The following is a 22,364-nucleotide window of genomic DNA, read 5'->3' on the forward strand; positions in this document are numbered from 1 at the left end:
GGAGCGGGTAGTGGGAATCGAACCCACCTTTCCAGCTTGGAAGGCTGGAGTATTACCGATATACGATACCCGCTTATCTGGTCGGGGTGACAGGTCTCGAACCTGCGACCTCATGGTCCCAAACCATGCGCGCTACCATCTGCGCCACACCCCGTTCGTCATTCGCTGTATCTCACAACGACAATGACTATTCTACAATATGATAATTAATCCGTCAATACCTTTTTAGAAAGAAAAATAAACAACCATGAAAATAGGAGAATTTTGAAGCTAATTAAGAATAATTACACTTTTTGTTCAGCCATCCATTTCCCATATATTATATTTTTATTATTATACGTCATCTAATTCCTTAAAATAAATTTCATATTCTTCATTGCTATCCACATCTATAAATCCAATATATCTCCCCTTACCTCTTGGCAAAGCTGCACTTCCAGGATTCATAAATGTAATTCCTTCTTCAGTAAAAATTATATTTTCATGAGTATGCCCAAAAAGAGCTATATCTGCACCTATTTCTTTAGCTTTATAAAAAATATTATTAAATGAACTTTTTACCCCATAGTTATGACCATGAGTTATAAAAATTCTTTTTCCACAAATATCTAAGATTTGTTCTGAAGGATATAAATTAGAAAAATCACAATTACCTTTAACTGCATAGATTTCGCCTTCAAATCCTCTACTTAATTCCTTTACATCTTCTATATTGTCTCCTAAGTGTATTAATATATCAGCCCCTTTAATATGCTTTTTTATAACTTCAATATAATTTTTCATTCTATGTGTATCACTAACTACTGCTATTCTCAAAATGCTACCTCCTATAATGTAATTATATATATCTAGATAATCTTTCTTTCAGCATTTTGAAGGCTATTCCTCTATGACTTATTTCATTCTTCTCTTCTGACGATAATTCACTAAAAGTCTTTTTTAATGGCTCATAGTAAAATAATGGATCATATCCAAATCCTCCGTTTCCAGATAGATCCTCCATTATTTTCCCTTGAACTTCTCCCTTTACAGCTGTATAAGTATCTTCACTATCTATTAGTGCTATAGCACAGATAAACCTAGCACCTCTTTTCTCTCTAGGAACCCCTCTAAGCCCTTCTAAGAGCTTTTTATTATTAGCAGCATCATTTCCATGTTCTCCAGAATACCTAGCTGAATAAATCCCTGGAGCACCATTTAAATAGTCAACCGCTATTCCAGAATCATCTGCTAAAACTATAAACTGCTCCTCTCCACGTTGCTTTAAAAATTTAGCTATTTCTGAAGCTTTCTTCTTAGCATTTTCCTCAAAAGTTTTTCCATCTTCTACAACTTTAACAAAGATATTTTCATCTTTTAATGATTTAACCTCAAATTCTAAACCCTCTAACAGCTTTTTTATTTCACTTATCTTGTGTAAATTATTACTTGCAACTATTATCTTTTGCATACCTACTTATTTCCTCCAGTTCCGATCCAAAGGGAATCCATTTTCAAAACATCTTTTTGTGCTTGTATCATCTGTTTTATACCCTTTTCTCCTAAATTTAATAATTCGTCTAATTCAGTTCTACTAAATGGACTTTCTTCACCTGTTCCTTGTAATTCTACAAAACTACCTTCATCAGTCATAATTAAATTCATATCCACCTTAGCCTTTGAATCTTCTTCATAGCATAAATCAAGCAACTTTTCGTTATCAACTATCCCTACACTCGTTGCAGCAACAAAATTTCTTATAGGATAAACTTTAAAAGGTTTTGTTCTATGAAGCTTATTTATGGCATCTACCATAGCTACAAAAGCTCCTGATATAGATGTAGTTCTAGTACCACCATCAGCCTGTATTACGTCACAATCTACCCAAAGAGTCCTTTCCCCTAATGCTTTTAAATCAACTACTGATCTCAATGCTCTTCCTATAAGCCTTTGTATCTCCATTGATCTCCCATCAACTTTTAACCTAGCAATATCTCTAACTTTTCTATTACCTGTTGCTCTTGGTAACATATTATACTCTGCTGTAATCCAGCCTTCCCCAGTTCCTTTTAAGAATGGAGGTGCTTTTTCTTCAACAGATACATTACAAAGTACTTTTGTGTCACCTACCTCAATATATACTGATCCTTCTGCATATTTTGTATAATGCCTTGTCATATTAATATGTCTTATTTGATCTTTCTTTCTTCCATCTATTCTCATAATAATATAGCCACCTTTAAATTTATTTTATATTGAAAAGCTCATCTCTTTTTGGTTCTTTTACTACTAATTCTACTCCATTTGAAACCAAAATACCTTTACTCCTTGTAACTTTTCCTACGATTGATGCTTTTATTCCTTCTTTTCTTAAAGCATCAACTAATTCTTTCCCCTTATCGGTTGTTATTAACATACATCCTGAAGATATTAGTCTCAATGGATCTATTGAGAATTCTTTAGCAATTTTTTTTGTGCTTTCTTTAACTGGTATTTTATCCTCATATACTATAAACCCTGTATTTGAAGCTGCGGCCACCTCAAATAAAGCTCCTAAAAGGCCGCCTTCAGTTATATCATGCATAGAATTCACTCCAATTCTTGTAGCAATAATACCTTCTTTAAGGACACTTATTTTATCTATAAGCAATTTAGCTTCTTCAAATTCATCAGAGCTTAATATTTTTTTGCATCTTTCTTCATAATCATTAGCCAGTATAGCTGTTCCTTCTAGTGCAATATCTTTAGTTACGATGATATCGTCCCCTATTGTAGCTCCTGCCGTTTTAACAATATTATTTTTTTCACTTCTCCCTATGGCAGTTACAGATACCACTATTTTATTTACTGCCGACGTTACTTCCGTATGTCCCCCAATAATTTCTAGTCCTAACTTAGCCGACTCTTCGCTAATTTCACTCATAATCTTATTTATCTCCTGTAAACTTGATGTTATAGGAGCCAATATTGTTACCAATATTGCAATTGGAGTTCCTCCTGAAGATGCTATATCATTACAATTTATATGAACTGCAAGCTTTCCTACATTTTCTGTTGCTCCAGTTATAGGATCAGTTGAAAAGATACCACAGGAATTTTTAAAATCTATTACTGAACAATCTTCACCAACATCATTTCTTACAATTACTTCTTCCCTCTTTACTCCTTTGTTTTTTTGAATCATTTCTCTCAAATCATCAAAATTTAGTTTTCCTTCCTTCACTAAAAAAATCTCCTTTAATTTTGATTTTATGCACTATTTATCACTACATCTCATATTAATTAATAAGAACAATAAATATGAGGTGAATATTTTGAGATATATAGGACCATTTTTTAGAATGAATAGTCTTTCCGAAAAAGATATAGAAGGGCAACTTTTTTACTTATCTAGGGAAGCTATAAAGACTATTGTACTTAACTCTAAATGTGGAATTTTATCTTCTTTTAGAGCTTCTAAAAAATCTTCTCATACAAATAATATTAGCATATTAAATGGTTTTTCTCCACTAATATGCTTATACAAAAAAAGCTCTCCAGTGTTTGTTCACAATAAAAGTTCTCACGGATTTGATGAATCATCTTTTAAAAAAGATGTTTCTCCAAGTACAAACGCACTAATGACTCTGTCATTATTAGATTTAAGTCGTTATTATTCCAATTATTCAAAAAGCGAAAGGAATGTAGAATCTTTAAAGGATGCTTACTCCTATTTAGCAAAAGAGCAATTAGAATTTTATTATGAAAACTTAAGAAATTCGGAAGGTGTCTTTATAGAGAAAAAAAATATTTCAGATGGAAACGCAAAAGGATATAATCTTCTCGATAGGAATAAAAAATTTAGCTTTGTAGACCAAGCTTTTATGATGAATGCATATTATCAATATTCCAATAATTATCCCGATGACCCTTCTAGTAATGACTATAAAAATTTCGCCTTACAAATCCTTGAAATGTTTTTGAATTTTAAAGATATACTATATACCCTTTCCTTTGAAGATGGTTGCAAAGTTTTATTATCATTTAACATCTTCTACAATTTGTCCAAAAATGAGAATTGCAAGTCTTTAATTATAGACCTAAGTGATTTCTTAATTAATAAATTCGATGAAAAAAATTATTATATAGATTCATTAGACAGCACTGCTTTATTTGCGCTATCCTTGATGGATTCATTTAAACATACGGAAATAGTATCATTTAAAGAAAAAAGTGATGAAATTTTTGAAAAACTTAAAAGCTTATATAATGATGAAAAAGGAATCTTTATTAAACTTTCAGAAAAAAAAGAAATAAAGTATTCTTCTTTAGAAATAACTTTTTACTTTTTATTTATCTTTGTTCGTTCAAAAGAAGAAGATAATATATACGAATATAGAAATATGATTTCTAATTTATATAAAAAATATTTTATTTCCTCTGGGTTAGTTTACAGTTGGCCAGAAGCTCCAACCTTGGATGAAACTGAACGCTATAGGGGACTCTCTCTACGTTCCAATGATATGTTAGATGAAACTTCATTTAGAATGCCTAACATGCCTTCTCCAGAAAGTTCTGGCTTAGCTCCATTATTTGCAAAAAATATAGTCTACTCCAAAAAAAAGGATTCCTTTGCTCGTCCCAAAGATGTATTTGACAGCTTCAGAAACTTACTAATATTTTACGTGTTTATACATTACTTCATGGATGATATTATAAACGAAATGAATTTTGTATCTGTCTCTAACGAGCCTCCATCAGAAACAAAAACAACACCAGACTCTGATAACATAACTTCTGATGATATTTCTAAGGAAAATAATGAAAATAGTGAAGAAAATTCTTAAAATAACTGATAAAACTATAGATGTTTCTAATGACATCTATAGTTTTATCAGTTTATACTTGAAAACTCTATATTTTCATTTCCATCAAAATTTACATTTGATATTTTATTTGATACAACAACATTATTTTTCACAAACATTATTGGTAATATTCTATATGAATCAAAAAACTTTACTTCTGCACCTGCTGGATTAATTAAATAACTTTTTTCCTCTTCATTACATAAATAACGAAACTGCTCATACAGCCCACTTATATTCTTATTATCTTCTATACAATTTATTAAAACCATGTCATATTTATCTCTAACTTTTAATTCTTCTATGTCTTTTTTATTGATCAAATAATATTTAAGCTGAATATTCTCTTTTTCTTTGAACCAATCAGCTAAATACCTGCAATAATTTCTAATAGTTTCTGTATCTTCCCCCAGAAGCGTCAGCACTTTAGGTTTTGTAATTTCTTGTGCATTGTTTATACTAACTTTTCTACTTTGAATTTTCTCTAAGTTTTCTTTATCTTCTCTAAAATAACTGCCTTCAGCAGGTTCTGCCACCTGAGAATTCTCGTTGGTAAAACTATCTGTAGCACTGTATATCATTTTAAATAGTTCTTTCCTATATGCCACTGATGTACCTTTATCCAAGTTTTGAATAGATAAGTATATACCGTCATTTGACGAATATGAAAACAACTTATTTTCATTCTTTAATCTCTCTAATTGATTTATAGGAGGATTAAATATCAAATCTCTTTCACCGATTTCATAAGATGCCATGGATAGTTCTACATTATCATCTTTGACAAGAGTAATATTTTTTCCCTTGCCATCTTCTTTTTGATTTTCCTCTAGTTCTATCTTATTCTGGTCAATATTTTTAATGGAATATTGACCAGAATAGACAATATCCTTATAGGAATTTTTAATGTTTGCCCAAAGGGGCAAATACTTCCTAATTCTATATTGAGGTTTAGTCAGATCTATTAAAAAATTATCGTTTTTTTTGTTTAATCGAATTGTTATACTTTTTTCATTAGCTGTTATTGCAACACCTTTTTCAAATGTTCCTTCTCCCTTTTTAAACGAATTTGCTCCATATACATCTAATAACGATCTTATATTTTGTTCATCTTCTATCTTTATTAATCCCTTAAAATATTCTCTTATATCTTTTGCTGTTATTGAATCTCCATTACTCCAAAATATATTATCATTTAATACAAATTCATATTCTATTCCATTATCCTTAACATTGATTTCCTTAGCTAATGAAGGTATAACTTTTCCTTCTTTATCTAAACTCACCAAGCCCTTGCTTGTTGCACAAATTAAATTTTCATCCTCTTTAGACAAATTTGTTACTTTATCTAAAGATTCAGGTAAATTAGTAACTGCAAAAATCATAGAGTTATTGCTTTGATTTTTTTTTGTATTACCTACCTCAATAAAGCTTAACAAAAAAATAATTAATCCAATTACTAGTATTAGAGGTATAATAAATTTCTTCATTAAACACTCTCCTTTTTCTTTAGTCTTTACAATTATATCCACTACTCCTCTGAGATAATCACTTATAAAAAATTATTCTAATTAGTATGTATTATTTTTGTATGATATAATATATTTATAATTTTTAGGAGGTAATATTATGTCTTTTTTACTTGGTGCAACATGTATTGTTGGTATAACTTTCATGATAGTATTTATGTTTATAGGCATTTGGTTATTTGTAGCAACCTTGAAAGCTTTCCATCATTTAAAATATAAAACATTTTTATTAGAAAAAATTTACCACAAGTTAGATAACCTAGGAAACATAAATCACGATTCTCAAATAAAGAGCGATTCATTAAATAATGATAATATAGATTTTTTTGATATAAATGAAGAAGAAAATGTATCTAGTCTAAATAATATTAAAAATATGCAGTAAAAACGCACAAAAGTCACAGGTATTTCTCTTACCTGTGACTTTTTATACAAAATAAAAATATATTTAAACCTAATTACTTAATTATACTAATAGATAGCAATAATATAATACTAATAGATAAACTTAGTGCCGTGTATCCAATTTTTTTAATTCCATTTTCATTTAGCCAAAACCTAGCAGCTAAAAAAATCATAGTTGTCGCTACTCCTATTTGTATTGGCATATAGGAGTAAAATAATTGCCCTATATAAATAAATTGATATGAAGTTAAAATTGTACACATTATTAATACACTAGTTATGCTAGCAGCTGTAATTGTCATAACATTAATAAATTTCTTCATAATTACTCACCCATCATTTCTTCAAATTCGTCCTCAGATATGACCTTAACCCCTAAATCAATAGCTTTTGTAAGCTTAGATCCAGCTTCTTCTCCTGCAAGTACATAATCAGTTTTTTTACTAACGCTTCCTGACACCTTAGCTCCTAATAATTCTAGTTTTTCTTTTATACTTCCTCTTGTGTAATTTTTTAAAGTACCTGTTACAACCACAGTTTTCCCTTCGAATACACTTTCTACTATACTTATTTCCTCATATTTAGGATTTACTCCAAGATTTAAAAGTTCATCTATAGTACTTAAAACCTTCTCTTCTCTAAAGAATTCCATCACACATTTTGCAACTATATCTCCTACATCTGAAACCTGTACTAATTCTTCAAATTCAGCCTTTTTTAATCCTTCAATAGATTTAAATGTATTAACTAAATCCTTTGCCGTCTTTACTCCAACATTAGGTATACTTAGTGCATATATAAATGAATGTAATTCACAATTCTTACTTTTTTCTATAGAATCTAAAAGATTTTGTGCTTTCTTTTCACCAAACTTATCTAAGGTTAACAACTCTTCTTTGCTTAGCTTATATAAATCAGAAATTGATTTTATATTTAACTTTTCAAATAGTTGTTCAGCTGTTTTTTCTGAAAAACCTTCTATATTCATAGCTTCCCTTGATCCATAATGAACTATAGTTTTAACTAATTGCGGCTTGCAAGACAAAGTATTTTCACAGAAATAATGTGCACCATCTAATACTATATGCCCCCCACAACTAGGACAGACCTTAGGTGGAGTTATTTCTCTTGCTCCTTCTAAACTTTCTTCAACAACCCCCATTATTTCCGGAATAACATCATTAGATCTTCTAACGAAAACCTCTGCTCCTATCTTTACTCCTTTTCTAGCTATATCATCCATATTGTTAAGTGTAGCTCTTTTAACAGTAACACCAGCTAGTTCTACAGGATCTAACAGTGCCGTTGGCGCAACTCTTCCACTTCTTCCCACATTCCATTCTACATCCAAAAGAGTAGTTGTAGTTTCCTGCGCCTCAAATTTATATGCTATAGCCCACTTAGGAAACTTTACAGTATATCCTAAGAGTTCTCTAGTTCTAATATCATCAATAGCTATAACAAGACCATCTATATCATAATTCAAATCAAATCTTATATCTCTTATATATTCAATTTCTTTTTCTATTTCTTCAATAGATGTACAAACTTTCATATAATCATCTACCGGAAGCCCTTTTTCTTTGATAAAATCCATCATTTCTAGATATGTCTTAAACTTATAACCTTCTTTATATCCTACATCATAGAAAAATGCAGATAGATTTCTATTAGCTGTTTCTTTAACATTTAAGTTTCTTAAAGCTCCAGCTGCGCCATTTCTTAAGTTCTTTAGCGGAACTACCGCTGTTTCATTATATTTATTAAAGGCTTCTGTAGTCATTACAGCTTCACCATGTACTTCTAACAAATCACTTGAATCAATCTTTAATGGAATTGATTTTATAGTTTTAACTTGAGCTGTTACATTTTCTCCAACACTTCCTGTACCTCTTGTTGCACCTGTTACAAGTATTCCTTCTTCATCATATGTTAAGTTAACAGTAAGTCCATCGAACTTCTTCGTTAATACATATTTTAAATCAGGTAGATTCTCTCCTCTTGATCTCATATCTTCAACAAACTTCTTATTTCTATTGTGCCAATCTCTAAGTTCATCAACACTTTGAGCTTTATCCATACTCCAAAGTCTTCCTTTATGAGTATATTTACTAAATCCCTCTAATACCATATCTCCAACTCTTAAAGTTGGAGAATAAGGTAATATATAATCTTCTTCTATTTCTAATTTTCTAAGCTCATCATATTTTTTATCATATTCCTTATCGGTAACTGTAGGATTATCTAAAGCATAATATTCATATGAATATCTATTTAATTCTTCTACTAATTCTTTTATTCTTTCCTTATTATCCATAACGTAGCTTCCTCTCCAAAATACTTATAATACTTCTAGCTTTGCTAGTGATAATAATAATACTTTCACACCTTGCTTATCAAATGCAATAGTAAGCTTCTTATCATTTCCTGATGGCGCTATAGAAACTACTGTCCCTATTCCAAATTTCTCATGTTTAACTTTTCTACCCATAGTAATTTCTCCACTATTTACATTTGAAGTGCTAGGTTTAGAAGTTCCATCAAGGGCACTTGTTAACCCTGAACTTGCTGTAGCTCTTGACGAATACATATTTCCCCTTAAACTATGAGGATTAAAACGAGAGTTATTAGTTCCATTAGCTTTTGATGATGATGGACTTGTAAGTCCTCTTTCATTTATAAATTCCTTTAATCCAGGCTTTATCTCACCTATAAAGTCAGATTGACTGTAGCTTACTGTTCTACCAAAAACTTTCCTTACTTCAGCCGATGTCATATATAATATTTCCTTGGCTCTAGTTATTGCAACGTAGCAAAGTCTTCTAGCTTCTTCCATTTGATCTTCTTTATCCATATCAGTAACACTTGGGAATATTCCATTTTCCATACCAACCATAAATACAACTGGGAATTCTAATCCCTTTGCACTATGAATAGTCATAAGAACTACTGATCCTTCTCCATTTTCCTCTTCCTCAAGTTTATCTGTATCCTGAACTAAAGAAATCTTTTCTAAGTAAGCTTCCAAACTCTTATCCTCGCTATTTTTTTCAAAATCCACAGCATCAGATACTAATTCCTTTAAGTTTTCTATTCTACTCTTATCTTCAATTTCATCTGATTTAGATAGTTCTTCTAAATATCCAGTATCCTTTAATATACTTTCAACTAAAACTGATGGAGGTACTGTTTCTTTTAAATCCATAAAGTTTTCCATAAGCTCTGTAAACTTCTCAATACAAGATGCATTTCTAGCAGTTAATGTAGATATATTGCGAGCTTCATTTAAAGCATCCCATAAATCCAGCTCAAAATCTCCTGCAAAATCTTGAACCTTTTGTACAGTTGCATCACCTATACTTCTTTTAGGTACATTTATTATTCTCCTTAAGCTTATATCATCTTGAGGATTTACTATAACCTTTAAGTAAGAAATTAAGTCTTTAATTTCTTTTCTATCATAGAATCTAGTTCCACCTACGATTTTGTATCCAATACCTCTTCTTCTTAAGGTTTCCTCAAATATACGAGATTGAGCATTAGTTCTATATAGGATTGCAAAATCATCATTTTTTCTATTTTCACTATGTTTTAAATCTGCTATAGTCTTAGAAACGAAATCTCCTTCTGATCTATCATCAAAAGCTCTATAAATCTTAATCTTACTTCCTGCATCTTGAGTAGGTCTAAGCATCTTATCTTTTCTTCTTGCATTGTTTGCAATAACCACATTAGCAGCTTGAAGTATATTGTCCTTAGATCTATAGTTTTGCTCTAATTTAATAACTTTAGCCTCTGGATAATCTTTTTCAAAATCTAGTATATTGCTTATATCTGCACCTCTCCAAGCATATATACAATTGTGAACAGCTATACCATTTGATATATAGTTTCTGGTTTCTTCCACATTTAAGTCATAAACAAATCCCTTATATTCTTCAACAACTACAGATGTAACTTCTTCGCTAATAACTTTTCCATCATGAACAGTTACAATCTCCATTCCTTTTTTAACACTACCTAATGGTAAGAATAGAAACTTTTCGCCTTCTGTTAATTTCGCTCTCTTTATTATTTGAAAATTATCACTACTCTTAACTATACTTTTACTAAATTCTTCTGTTTCATCAAAAGTATAATGTTCACTCTTAATAACATCTGAAGCTAATATACTGGAATCATTAACTTCAATTATGTGAGAATAATTACCTTCATTATCTTTTTTTCCACTAAAGAAACTTATATCAACTTTCCTTACATTAACTACATCCAAACTTGTATAATGAGGGTAATCCTTATATAAATACTCACTATCCATTAAAATTTCTATCTCATCGGAATTATCAGCAAGTGATCCGCATTCATTTAGATAATACTCTTCATAACTAGTTGCTTCATTTTCTGTTTCACATACTTTAAGTACCCATATCTTATCTCCATTGTTATCTATAAGTGTTACATTTAAACCATTAACTACTTCTCCGCCCACATTTAAAACTGAAGGAGTTTTACCTACTATATATCCAGAACCTTTTTTATGCATCAAATAGACATAAAATAAGTTTTCTTCATTGCTAAATCTACTAAAAGTTAAGTGATTCGGTGTCCCTTTAATAACTTTTCCACTATCAGTAATAACTTTAATTATGTTTCCACTATATTCTTTCTTAGATACGCTTGATACCTCTTTAAAGCCATATTCTCCATTCCCTAATAATGACTGTACTTTATCTCCATTATTTATGTCTTCTATTTTTACTGCGCCATTTTCTCTATTTATGATAGTTCCTTCAACAAGACATTGATCATCATCTCCAACAACGCAAATATTCTTATTCTTATTTGCTAGAAGCTTAACCAATTCATATTGTGCACCATTTGTATCTTGGTATTCATCTACCATAATGTATTGGAACTTTCTTTGATAAAATTCTAATACATCTGGATTCTTTTTAAGTAATTCCACAGTCTTAAATATTAAATCATCAAAATCCATAGCATTATTCTCTTTAAGCCTTTTTTGGTACATTAAATAAACATCTGCTATCTTATTCTCTCTAAAATTGCTTTCAAATTCTCTTTTAAAACTTTCTGGACTTTGCATCTTATCTTTTGCTCTACCTATCTTACCCATAATCTCTCTTTGAGTGATATCTTTATCATTTATATTAAGAGCTTTCATACATTCTGTTAAAAGAGTTTTTTGATCTGAAGTATCATATATTGTAAAGCTACTTCTATATCCTAAATGTTCTATTTCTCTTCTTAATATTCTTACACATGTTGAGTGAAATGTAGATATCCACATATCCTCTGCCTTTTCTCCAACGAGTTTTTTAACCCTATCCTTCATTTCTTTAGCTGCTTTGTTTGTAAAAGTTATAGCTAAAATTTTGTAAGGAGGTATACCTAGGTCCTCTATCATATGAGCCATTCTATAAGTTAATACTCTTGTTTTACCTGAGCCTGCTCCAGCAAGTATTAATACTTGTCCGTCTACAGTAATAGCACCTTCATATTGTTCTTTATTAAGTAATGATTTTAAATCCAAATCATTTCCTCCTCTCTAAATACTAAAACATTATAGCACACTCTAATACTCATTTATATTATAATCTTCTACTTAAAATAATCCAAAAATGATAGGAATAAATATAGCTGGTAATAGATTCGCTACTTTTATTTTTGTAACTTCAAGCATATTTAACCCAAGCCCTATAATTAAAAGGCTCCCAACAGCAGACATATTAGAAATTACCACAGTACTTAATATTCCTGATAACAATCCCGCCGCCAAAGTTATTACTCCTTGATATATAAGTACACTTAAAACTGATAACATAACTCCAATTCCTAAAGTTGAAGAAAATATCAAAGAAGAAATTCCATCCAGTACAGATTTAGCCAAAAGTGTTGTGTTATCTCCTTTTAATCCACTTTCTAAGGATCCAACCACAGCCATAGCCCCTATACAAAATAGTAAACTTGCTGTTACAAATCCTTCTGATACTGATACTGTATCACTTTTTTTCTTAACCTTTTTCTCAAAGTAATCTCCTAATTTAATTAGTCTCTTATCTATATCAATTATCTCTCCAATTAATGCTCCTACAGCAACACATATTATCATTTGAATAGTATCCTCGCCCTTTAATGCCCCTGATATCCCTATGTACAAAACACATAACGCCAGCCCATTCATTATAGTATTACTAATTTTAGTTGTTATTTTACCTTTTATAAATAATCCAACAATGCACCCAATAAATATAGTTACACAATTTACTATAGTCCCTAACATTAATAGCCCTCCATAAATTTCTTTTAATCTTTATTTTAGCATATATTTATCCCTAGCGAAAATTATGTTAACATTAGATGAAACAACTTAACTAGACTGATTTATTCTAGTTAAAGACATAGTACAAACATTTCTAAAATTTATAAATACCATTATGATTGGAGTGAGTAGATGAAAAAAAGTCTTCTATATTTTATAACTATTTTTACAGTGATTTTTGTTCTTACGGGGTGCGTCAATAAAGTTGATTATAATAGTGTAAGTAATTATTCAGATGAAACTCTCACTTCTGCACTTACATCTATGAACGAATTAGACTATGATAAATTTTCTTCTTATTTAAGTGATGATTTGAAGGAATCCTATAACTTGGCAACATTTCAAAGTGAAACCACTAATATTATGAACAAGATTGGTACATTTGAATCATTAACCTATTATGATGGAGAAGAGAGAAATGGATATATATCTTTGATATATGATGCTAAATATTCTAATTCACAAGATACAGTTTCTATATCAATAACCTTCAAGAAAGATGATAAAGAACATAAAATCTATCAATTGTATTTCGATTCAGCAATTATTAATAATTAGCATTGCATTTATCTATTAATAGTATATAATATGTTTATTCAGTACTATATAAGGAGGATTTTGTTTATGGAAAAATCTAATATATATCTAGTTTTTTCAAGAACAGGCACTTGGCTTTCACGCTCAATAAAAGTTATTACAAATAGTGAATATACTCATGTAGCCTTAAGTTTGGATTCTAATTTCGACAACATGTATACCTTTGGTAGATTAAATCCTAATAATCCTTTTTATGCTGGATTAACTATTGAAAATCTACATGATGGAGTATATAAAAAGTCATCATCATGCGAAAGTCTGATATATAAAATACCAGTTTCAAAAGACCAATTGGATACATTAATTGATGAACTTAATAAATATTATTATTCAGATATAAAATACAAATATAATTTTCTCGGTCTATTTGCAGTTTTGTTGGACAAGCCTTGGAAAAGAAGCCGCCATTATTTTTGTTCACAATTTGTAACAGAATTACTGATTAAAAGCAGTATTTGGGATAGTCCAAAGCTTCCCGAATTGACAAGACCAACAGACTTGGTGCATATTGACAATAAAGAAATTATATTTCAAGGATCAACTAATGAAATTAGCACAATAGTTAATAACCTTTCACCTATTGCTTTCTAATTAATATTTTCTTAGTATTGATATAAAATATGAGTATATTCTCTCATTATTTTATATCAATACTATTTTTTTCATAAAATTTAATAGTTACTTTATTTTTTTCTCATATTAGATTAGAATTAAAGGTAAATGCTAATTAATTTTGATACTACCTAAGAGAGGATGAATAAGATGGCAAACGAAATAAACTCATCTAATTTTATTAGAAATATAATTATTGAAGATTTAGAAAAAGGAAACGTGAAGGAAGTAATTACTCGTTTCCCGCCAGAACCTAACGGCTACTTACATATAGGTCATGCTAAATCAATTTGTTTGAATTTCCAATTAGCTGAAGAGTTTAAGGGAAAAACGAATTTAAGATTTGATGACACTAATCCAGTAAAAGAAGATACTGAATATGTTCAATCTATAAAACAAGATGTAGAATGGTTAGGTTTTAAGTGGAGCAATCTTTTATTTGCATCAAACTATTTTGATACGATGTATGAAAAAGCAGTTCTTTTAATAAAGAAAGAAAAAGCTTATGTATGTGACCTAACTCCAGAAGAAATGAAAGAATATAGAGGAACATTAACTTCTCCTGGAAAAGATAGTCCTTACAGAAATAGATCTGTCGAAGAAAACTTAGACCTTTTTGAAAGAATGAAAAATGGTGAATTTAAAGATGGAGAAAAAGTTTTAAGAGCTAAAATAGATATGGCTTCTCCTAACATAAACATGAGAGATCCTGTAATTTATAGAATCGCTCACACTACTCACCACAACACAGGAGATAAATGGTGTATATACCCAATGTATGATTTTGCACATCCTATAGAAGATGCTATTGAAGGAGTAACTCATTCAATCTGTACTTTAGAATTTGCTGATCATAGACCTTTTTATGATTGGATAATACAAGAATGTGAAACTGAAAGTGTTCCAAGACAATATGAATTTGCAAGATTAAATATAACTAATACAGTTATGAGTAAGAGAAAACTTAAACTTTTAGTTGATGAAGGAATTGTTGATGGATGGGATGATCCAAGAATGCCTACTATAGCAGGTCTTAGAAGGAAAGGATACACTCCAGAATCTATAAGAAACTTCTGCCAAGCAATTGGTGTTGCAAAAGCAGCTTCTGTTGTTGATGAACAAATGCTTGAATACTTCATAAGAGAAGATCTTAATCCAAAAGCTTTAAGAGCTATGGCAGTAATAGATCCTTTAAAGGTTGTTATTACTAATTACCCTGAAGGTCAAACTGAAATGTTAGAAATAGAAAATAATCCTCAAGATGAATCTGCTGGTACTAGACAAGTAGCTTTCTCAAGAGAAATTTATGTTGAAAGAGAAGACTTCATGGAAATACCTGCCAAAAAATACTTTAGGCTATTTCCTGGAAACGAAGTAAGACTTAAAGGTGCGTACTTTATAAAATGTAACGAAGTTATTAAAGATGAAAATGGTAATGTGATTGAACTTCACTGTACTTATGATCCAGAAACTAAGAGCGGTAGTGGATTTACTGGAAGAAAAGTTAAAGGAACCATTCACTGGGTAGATGTAAACTCAGCTATTCCTGCTGAATTTAGATTATACGAACCTTTAATCCTTGATGATATTGAAGAAAATGAAGGAAAACACTTCCTAGAACAAATAAATCCAAACTCTTTAACTGTTCTTAAAGGATTTATTGAGCCATCTGTAAAAGGTGCTGCAATTGGAGAGAAATATCAATTGTTTAGACACGGTTACTTCAATGTAGATCCAAAAGATACAACAGAAGATAATCTTGTGTTTAATAGAATAGTTTCACTAAAGAGTTCATTTAAAATAGGATAAAAACAAAGAGGTATCTCATATAATTTGAGATACCTCTTTATTTTTTAAATCTAAAGAATATATATTCTTATATTCTAGAGAATATTTATGGTAATATTCTCATATTCTTAAGAATATGCTTATATAATGCGGGTTAAGCTAGATTTTAAAGAAATTTTTCGAATCTTTCTCTAACTTTTTCTTCTCCCATAATTTGCATTATAGTATAAAGATCAGGTGTATTAGCTCTGTGAGATAAAGCAGCTCTTACAGCTCCAGCTACATCTGAAATCATACCTTTGTAGTTTTCAGGATTTGCTTTATATTCTTTTCTATTTGCACAGTATCCTAAGTTTAGTCCAATAGCTTTTAAGTCATCGAACCAAGCTTCTTGGCTTCCTGCATTAAAGTTAAATTCTTTAGCATAAGTTTTTATAACTTCTTTTGCTACTTCTAATGATAAAGTTTTAGGTAATTCTATATTTTCTTCTGTTTCATTATAGAACAATTCATCAAAGAAGTAGAATATCTTCTCCTTAACTTCATCCCATTTAGCAAAGTCTTTTCTTGGTTTTGGTCCTTCTTTATCTATGTTGAACATTTCTTTTGACATATCTTCTTTGGCTGTAACAAGTTCAAACATTTCTTTATCAAATTCTTTAGCCCAATTTGTATAGTCGTTATATACTTTATCTGCCTTGAACTTAGAAATAACATCTTTGCTAACATCATTTAGTTTAACTATATCAAATAATGCTCCACTCTTACTCATCTTATCTAAAGCTACAGGGAATTCATGATAATCCGCATCTGGATTTTCGCTTCTCCAATCCTCATAACTTGAATTAATTATATTTAATAAGTATTCAATAACTGATTCTGTTGGATACCCAACTTCTTTATAGTAAGATACTGCAGCTTCAGCATCCTTTCTCTTTGAAAGTTTTCTCTTTGACCCATTGTCATTTTTCATTATTGTTGGAATATGAGCATAGTTTGGTCTATCAAATCCTAACACATCAAATAATTGTACATGTATTGGAAGTGACGATAGCCATTCTTCTCCTCTTATAACATGAGTAGTTCTCATTAAAGCATCATCAATTGCATGAGCAAAATGATAAGTTGGAAGACCATCAGATTTAATTATTACTATATCCTGATTATTTTCTGGGAATGAAGTATCTCCCTTTATAAGATCATGGAATTCCACTCTATTTTCAGGATTTCCTGGTGATTTTAATCTTATTATATAACTTTCACCATTCTCTATCCTCTTAATAGCATCTTCAGCACTTATATTTCTACAAGTAGCATATTCTCCATGATATCCTGGAGTAACCTTTTCAGCCATTTGCTTTTCTCTGGTTGCATTTAATTCTTCTGCAGTACAGAAGCAAGGGTATGCTAACCCTTTTTTCACTAAATCTTTAGCAAAGGTTGAATATATTTCTTTTCTTAAACTTTGTCTGTATGGACCATAATTACCTACTTCAGTTTCTTCTCCTGTAGCTCCTTCATTAAAGTTCATACCAAAATTCTTCATAGTTTCAATAGTATCAACTATAGCACCTTTTACTTCTCTCTTCTGATCAGTATCTTCTATTCTTAAGAAAAATACTCCTTCACTTTGACTTGCTACTCTTTCATTAATTAATGCAGCAAAAACTCCACCTATATGTTGAAATCCAGTAGGGCTTGGGGCATATCTGCAAACAACTGCACCTTCCTTTAGATTTCTTTTTGGATACTTTTCTAAATAATATTCTGGTGTCTTTTCTATACTTGGAAACAGAATATCTGCTAATTTTTCAAAACTCATATTATCACCTTTCCTTTGTTTTAATATAAAATAAAAAAAATCTTCCATCCTAACAATAGGACGAAAGAATATTACCTCCGTGGTACCACCTAAAATTGAATGACTAAATCATTCCACTCTTATCTTTAAGGGGATTATCCCATAACGACTCCAAAGCTTCCTTCTACAGCTAAATTTACCTTGGTTCCACCAAAATCCAAAACTCTCTTTAAAACCTAGTACTGTATACTCTTCTTCTTCTCTGCCTATACAATATATTATTTACAAATCCTTCTTAATTATAACTGTTGAAAATAATATTGTAAACAGATTAACTACATTTATAAAATTCATTTTTATATAATTTTTGCAAGATATAATTCATTTTTCTTTTTCACTTTTGCAAGTATATTGTAGATTATGAAGGATACTGTTTTTATATCAAAAACATCTGTTTCTCACCGGTGTAATCTCTCCAAAGACTTATTTAAATTAAGATTTTTCATTAAATAACATTATTTTATTAACATTCTAAATAATGTTAATGATTACATATGATTTTTTTTAACAAATAAAAAAAACGCAACCCTTGGGGCCAGGTTGCGTTTTAGCAATAAGCAATAAATAAAAAGGGGGCTATTTATTCCTTTTATTTATCCTTGCATAGAATATTATATGTTATTGTTAATTAAAATGCAAGAGATTTTGTAAAAAAAATTTAACTCACTTCATATAATGAATGATATTCCTGCATTTTTCTATTTCATTCGTTAATTTAACTTTAATATCGCCAATTCATCTTCTGTTAACTCTCTATATTCGCCTTCTTCTAAATCAGTATCTAATTCTATCCCTCCGAACTTGATTCTTTGTAAATATACTACTTTTTTATCCACAGCCTCAAACATTCTTTTAACTTGATGGAACTTTCCTTCTTGAATAGTTACGTAAACCTCTGATCCTTCTTCTGTTGCTGATAATATTTCTAATTTTGCCTCCTTGCATACATATCCATCATCTAACGTTATTCCTTTTCTAAATGCTTCTACATCATCTTCTGTAACTTTCTTATCTATTTTTGCAAAATAAACCTTATCAACATGCCATTTAGGGGATAATAATCTATGATTTAATTCACCATCATTTGTTAGTAGCAAAAGTCCAACAGTATCCTTATCGAGCCTTCCTACTGGAAATGGTTCGAATACTTGATGCTCAACTTCAAGAAGATCTATTACAGTTTCTTCTCTATTATCACAAGTTGCAGATATTACCCCATCTGGCTTATTCATAATTAGATAAATATATTTTCTATATGTAATTTCTTCTCCATTTATTTTAATCATTGACTTTTCTGGATCAACTGCCATTCCATTATCCTTTACAATAACGCCGTCAACCTCAATAAGTCCTTTCTTTGCCATAATTTTAACTTCTTTTCTACTTCCATATCCTAGATTTGATATTACTTTATCTAATCTTTCCATTTAAACAACTCCAATACTTTAAAACTAATTTTATTATACCCAGTAAGCATATAATTCACAATGTAAAATCCTTATGAAAGCAAAAAATAAAGGATAGGCTTGTCCAAAACCTATCCTTTATTTTATATTCCATTTTTATAATATGACATAACCTTAGGTACATAATTTTGAGTTTCTTTAGGTAATTTATATAAATCAGAAGAAGATGTTACACCTCTTCTTTGAAGAGTTCCTGGCCCTGCATTATACGCTGCTACTGCCATTTCAGTATTTCCGCCATACATATTTAAGTATTCTTTCAATAACTGAACTCCACCTTTAATGTTTTGATCTGGATCGTATGGATTAGTAATACCTTTCGATTCATAATTTTCAGGCATTAACTGCATTAAGCCCTTAGCTCCAACCGATGATGTTGAAGTACTATCAAAATCTGATTCAGACTTAATAATTGACAAAATTAAATTGGAATCCACCCCATATTGTTTAGAATATTTATCTACAATAGAGTAAATTTTATTCATATCTGCACTTGTTGATGTAGAAGATTTTGACATTAACCTGCTTGTATTCTGATTATAGCTAAGTCCATTACCCAGCAACATCTCCATAGCTTCAAGATTCTTGCCTTTACCACTATTAACAGTGCTACCTAATTTGCCTCCAGCTTCTGTTTTATTCATATAATCTAATAAAGCTTGATAAATTATTTCAAACTCCATTCCATCTCCAACAGACTTTTTTAATACATCTTGCATCATGTTCATACCCATTAACTGCTGTGCTGCTTTATTTGCATCATCTACCTTAATACTCATATACTCCTCCTAAACTATATATTAAATGTAAATTCTCCATAGTCTTCATATTTTACTTTTCTATAATAGCTCTTTGCAAAAACCATTACCCTATATTCTCCTTTAACAAATGGAATAAATGTATAATAGTGTTTCTTGCTATATTCTTGCACCTTTACCCAATTGCCTTTTTCCATAATATAAAATTCATAACATACATCTTTTCCGCCATTACTAATAGCTTTAAATGTAACTTCTTTATTAATCTCAATATCGTCTTTTTCACAAATAACTTTAGTCCCTGTAACTGGACTTGCTTCAGATACATAAAAAGTTAATTCTTTTTTACTATCAAACTCTTTTTCGCACTTTACGTTTTTTGCATAAACTTCAAAAACATATTTTCCCGCACATTTAGGTTTGATTTGAATTTTTTTATTTTCTATAAAGTCAGTATCTTCAACTAGATGTCCATTAATTTTCGTTACATACCTTAATAAGACACTTTTAGTATTTTCCGTTACAGTTTCAATTTCAATTATTTCGCCAACTAAATGAACATCTTTTTGTGGAAACAATACATAATCGATTTCTCCTGGAAGATATTCTTTGGCAGTTAAATAAACAAAAGTATGACTATCGTACTCCATAGTAGAAAATTTATTTTTTACTCTTATTTCAATTTCATAATCCCCTTTTTCTTCTGGGGTAAAGTTTGACCAATTAGCTGTTCCAAAATCAATTCTCTCAGTTTCTACATTATCTTTGTATACAATAAAAGAATATTGAAGATTTATTTCTCCTTCTGCCATTACTTTTATATTTACAGGCTGCCCTACTAAAACAACTTTTTTCGAATCTAATATTACATCAACTATTTTTGCAGGTTTTTCCGCCTTTTTATCTATAGTAAACATAATACTTTCTTTAGCTTCATAGTCACCTTCAAAAGAAACATCTTTCACATACAGAGTAATATCATATTCTCCTTCTTTTTTTGTTTCCCATAAAAATTCATTTCTTCTTATATATCCTGTATCCTCTGCTATAGGACCATTTACTATATAACGATATACTAATTCATTCCCCCCCCTAGCATCAGCCTTTAAAAATATGGAACTTCCATTAACTTGAGGTGAATTAACATGTGAAGTGAATTTCTTAATCTTAACTTTGTTATAAGGTTTTACATCATATAATATCAAGGCTCTATCATCATAATCCTTATTTGAAAGTATATCTCTAACCATACATAATAACTTATAACTTCCAGCTTCACTCTCCTGATATGTTACTATTTTCCTTGATGAATAATCTTGAATGCAAGTAGTTTTCCCATCACTATTTATTTTAACAAACTTATATAACAAGCTTCTCTTATCACCTAGATTAGCTTCTACCTTAAAAGTTAAATCTTCATTTATTAACAAATTATCTGTTAAACATTTAAAATCAGATATTTCTATTTTAATATGAGGCAAAACATCAAACCTTACAGTCATAAATTCATCAAAGTTTTCTTTAGAATCTATCTTTTTGCATTCAACTAATATTTCCTGTCTACCTTCTTTGGTTGCTGTATAAATAAGTGCATTATCTAAATTATAATCTCTAATTAACTCCCAATCTTGTTTTCCTTGTATCCAAAATCTATATAAAATCTTTTCATTGCTTTCTACATTAATATTAACTTTCTCTCCTACCATAACACTAGCATTATCTAAAGTTATATTTTTAATAAGCTTTGTTTTCTTCTCATTACCTACAATATACTTTTCCTTAGCTAATAAATCATATGGTTTTGCGGAATCTATTTCCTTAGCTTGAACCATTACCATGTATTTGCCTTCTTCTGTAGGCCTCCATATACAAGTAGTTTTATCAGAAAAATCCTGAATAGTATTCCATATACCACCACTACCTATAATAAATTTGTATTGAAGATTATCCTTTTTAAAATCTGCTTTTATATTAATCTCATCTTTAATTGTTCCAGGACTATCTTTATCAAATTTTATTCCTTGTTCAACCATATAGTATCACCTCTTCATTCTTGATACTCTCTATTTTACCATATTATGTAAATTATTGTTAGCCTATATATATGTTTATTATACATTTTTTATGAGCTAGAGTTAATAGTTAAATATAAAAAACATCAAAATATACTTATTACTTTGAT

At 29.9% G+C, this 22,364-nt stretch carries 18 protein-coding genes, 2 tRNA genes and 1 other annotated feature; of the genes, 5 read left to right on the plus strand and 15 right to left on the minus strand.

What is annotated here, in order from left to right; all coding sequences use genetic code 11:
• Positions 1-2 precede the first annotated feature (2 nt).
• From H9661_RS17300 to H9661_RS17325, 6 genes are all read right to left on the minus strand, one after another.
• Positions 3-73: transfer RNA gene (locus H9661_RS17300), tRNA-Gly, on the minus strand.
• Positions 74-78: 5 nt separating this feature from the next.
• Positions 79-154, minus strand: a tRNA-Pro gene (locus tag H9661_RS17305).
• A 179-nt stretch (positions 155-333) separates the two neighbouring features.
• Positions 334-816, minus strand: coding sequence for a metallophosphoesterase (locus H9661_RS17310; RefSeq protein WP_191770026.1), 483 nt, complete (start codon positions 814-816; stop codon positions 334-336).
• 22 nt (positions 817-838) lie between these two features.
• Positions 839-1,450 (minus strand): XTP/dITP diphosphatase, encoded by a 612-nt coding sequence (locus H9661_RS17315; protein ID WP_191770027.1) that lies wholly within the window; start codon positions 1,448-1,450, stop codon positions 839-841.
• 2 nt (positions 1,451-1,452) lie between these two features.
• On the minus strand, positions 1,453-2,202 hold the full coding sequence (rph, locus tag H9661_RS17320; RefSeq protein ID WP_143316804.1) for a ribonuclease PH: 750 nt from the start codon (positions 2,200-2,202) through the stop codon (positions 1,453-1,455).
• A gap of 22 nt (positions 2,203-2,224) precedes the next feature.
• On the minus strand, positions 2,225-3,202 hold the full coding sequence (locus H9661_RS17325) for an AIR synthase family protein (protein WP_143316805.1): 978 nt from the start codon (positions 3,200-3,202) through the stop codon (positions 2,225-2,227).
• A 91-nt stretch (positions 3,203-3,293) separates the two neighbouring features.
• Between H9661_RS17325 and H9661_RS17330 the strand changes: the two genes are divergently transcribed.
• Entirely contained in the window at positions 3,294-4,805 is a 1,512-nt protein-coding gene (locus H9661_RS17330) for a hypothetical protein (protein ID WP_143316806.1), read from the plus strand.
• Positions 4,806-4,852: 47 nt separating this feature from the next.
• Here the strand turns inward: H9661_RS17330 and H9661_RS17335 are convergent, their stop codons facing one another.
• Positions 4,853-6,316 carry an ABC transporter substrate-binding protein gene (locus H9661_RS17335; protein WP_143316807.1) on the minus strand — a complete coding sequence of 488 codons (1,464 nt, stop codon included), beginning with the start codon at positions 6,314-6,316 and terminating at the stop codon, positions 4,853-4,855.
• A 139-nt stretch (positions 6,317-6,455) separates the two neighbouring features.
• On the opposite strand from H9661_RS17335, the gene H9661_RS17340 reads away from it, so the two are divergent.
• Entirely contained in the window at positions 6,456-6,740 is a 285-nt protein-coding gene (locus tag H9661_RS17340) for a hypothetical protein (protein WP_143316808.1), read from the plus strand.
• Positions 6,741-6,813: 73 nt separating this feature from the next.
• Here the strand turns inward: H9661_RS17340 and H9661_RS17345 are convergent, their stop codons facing one another.
• The 4 genes from H9661_RS17345 to H9661_RS17360 form a co-directional block, all read right to left on the minus strand.
• On the minus strand, positions 6,814-7,083 hold the full coding sequence (locus H9661_RS17345) for a hypothetical protein (protein ID WP_143316809.1): 270 nt from the start codon (positions 7,081-7,083) through the stop codon (positions 6,814-6,816).
• Positions 7,084-7,085: 2 nt separating this feature from the next.
• The gene (gene ligA, locus H9661_RS17350) at positions 7,086-9,077 is read right to left on the minus strand and encodes an NAD-dependent DNA ligase LigA (RefSeq protein ID WP_191770028.1); all 1,992 of its coding nucleotides are present in this window, start codon (positions 9,075-9,077) and stop codon (positions 7,086-7,088) included.
• Between the two features lie 24 nt (positions 9,078-9,101).
• Positions 9,102-12,311 carry a UvrD-helicase domain-containing protein gene (locus tag H9661_RS17355; protein WP_191770029.1) on the minus strand — a complete coding sequence of 1,070 codons (3,210 nt, stop codon included), beginning with the start codon at positions 12,309-12,311 and terminating at the stop codon, positions 9,102-9,104.
• Between the two features lie 72 nt (positions 12,312-12,383).
• Positions 12,384-13,061: a DUF554 domain-containing protein gene (locus H9661_RS17360; protein WP_143316812.1), complete on the minus strand. Its 678-nt coding sequence runs from the start codon at positions 13,059-13,061 to the stop codon at positions 12,384-12,386.
• Positions 13,062-13,232: 171 nt separating this feature from the next.
• Here H9661_RS17360 and H9661_RS17365 point away from each other — a divergent pair, with 171 nt between their 5' ends.
• The 3 genes from H9661_RS17365 to H9661_RS17375 all read left to right on the plus strand — a co-directional run bounded on the left by H9661_RS17365 (position 13,233) and on the right by H9661_RS17375 (position 16,118).
• The gene (locus H9661_RS17365) at positions 13,233-13,658 is read left to right on the plus strand and encodes a DUF3887 domain-containing protein (protein WP_143316813.1); all 426 of its coding nucleotides are present in this window, start codon (positions 13,233-13,235) and stop codon (positions 13,656-13,658) included.
• 66 nt (positions 13,659-13,724) lie between these two features.
• Positions 13,725-14,288 carry a hypothetical protein gene (locus H9661_RS17370; protein WP_143316814.1) on the plus strand — a complete coding sequence of 188 codons (564 nt, stop codon included), beginning with the start codon at positions 13,725-13,727 and terminating at the stop codon, positions 14,286-14,288.
• A gap of 171 nt (positions 14,289-14,459) precedes the next feature.
• Positions 14,460-16,118 carry a glutamine--tRNA ligase/YqeY domain fusion protein gene (locus H9661_RS17375; RefSeq protein ID WP_191770030.1) on the plus strand — a complete coding sequence of 553 codons (1,659 nt, stop codon included), beginning with the start codon at positions 14,460-14,462 and terminating at the stop codon, positions 16,116-16,118.
• 145 nt (positions 16,119-16,263) lie between these two features.
• Here H9661_RS17375 and gltX read toward each other — a convergent pair whose 3' ends face one another.
• From gltX to H9661_RS17395, 4 genes are all read right to left on the minus strand, one after another.
• Positions 16,264-17,919 (minus strand): glutamate--tRNA ligase, encoded by a 1,656-nt coding sequence (gene gltX / locus H9661_RS17380; RefSeq protein ID WP_143316816.1) that lies wholly within the window; start codon positions 17,917-17,919, stop codon positions 16,264-16,266.
• 53 nt (positions 17,920-17,972) lie between these two features.
• Positions 17,973-18,170: a binding site (T-box leader), on the minus strand.
• Between the two features lie 498 nt (positions 18,171-18,668).
• Positions 18,669-19,385, minus strand: a complete 717-nt coding sequence (locus H9661_RS17385) for a pseudouridine synthase (protein ID WP_143316817.1) — start codon at positions 19,383-19,385, stop codon at positions 18,669-18,671.
• Positions 19,386-19,507: 122 nt separating this feature from the next.
• The gene (locus H9661_RS17390; protein WP_191770031.1) at positions 19,508-20,203 is read right to left on the minus strand and encodes a lytic transglycosylase domain-containing protein; all 696 of its coding nucleotides are present in this window, start codon (positions 20,201-20,203) and stop codon (positions 19,508-19,510) included.
• Positions 20,204-20,217: 14 nt separating this feature from the next.
• On the minus strand, positions 20,218-22,215 hold the full coding sequence (locus tag H9661_RS17395) for a triple tyrosine motif-containing protein (RefSeq protein ID WP_191770033.1): 1,998 nt from the start codon (positions 22,213-22,215) through the stop codon (positions 20,218-20,220).
• Positions 22,216-22,364: the final 149 nt, after the last annotated feature.

The organism is Clostridium cibarium (assembly GCF_014836335.1).
In the GTDB taxonomy this organism is placed as follows: domain Bacteria; phylum Bacillota; class Clostridia; order Clostridiales; family Clostridiaceae; genus Clostridium; species Clostridium cibarium.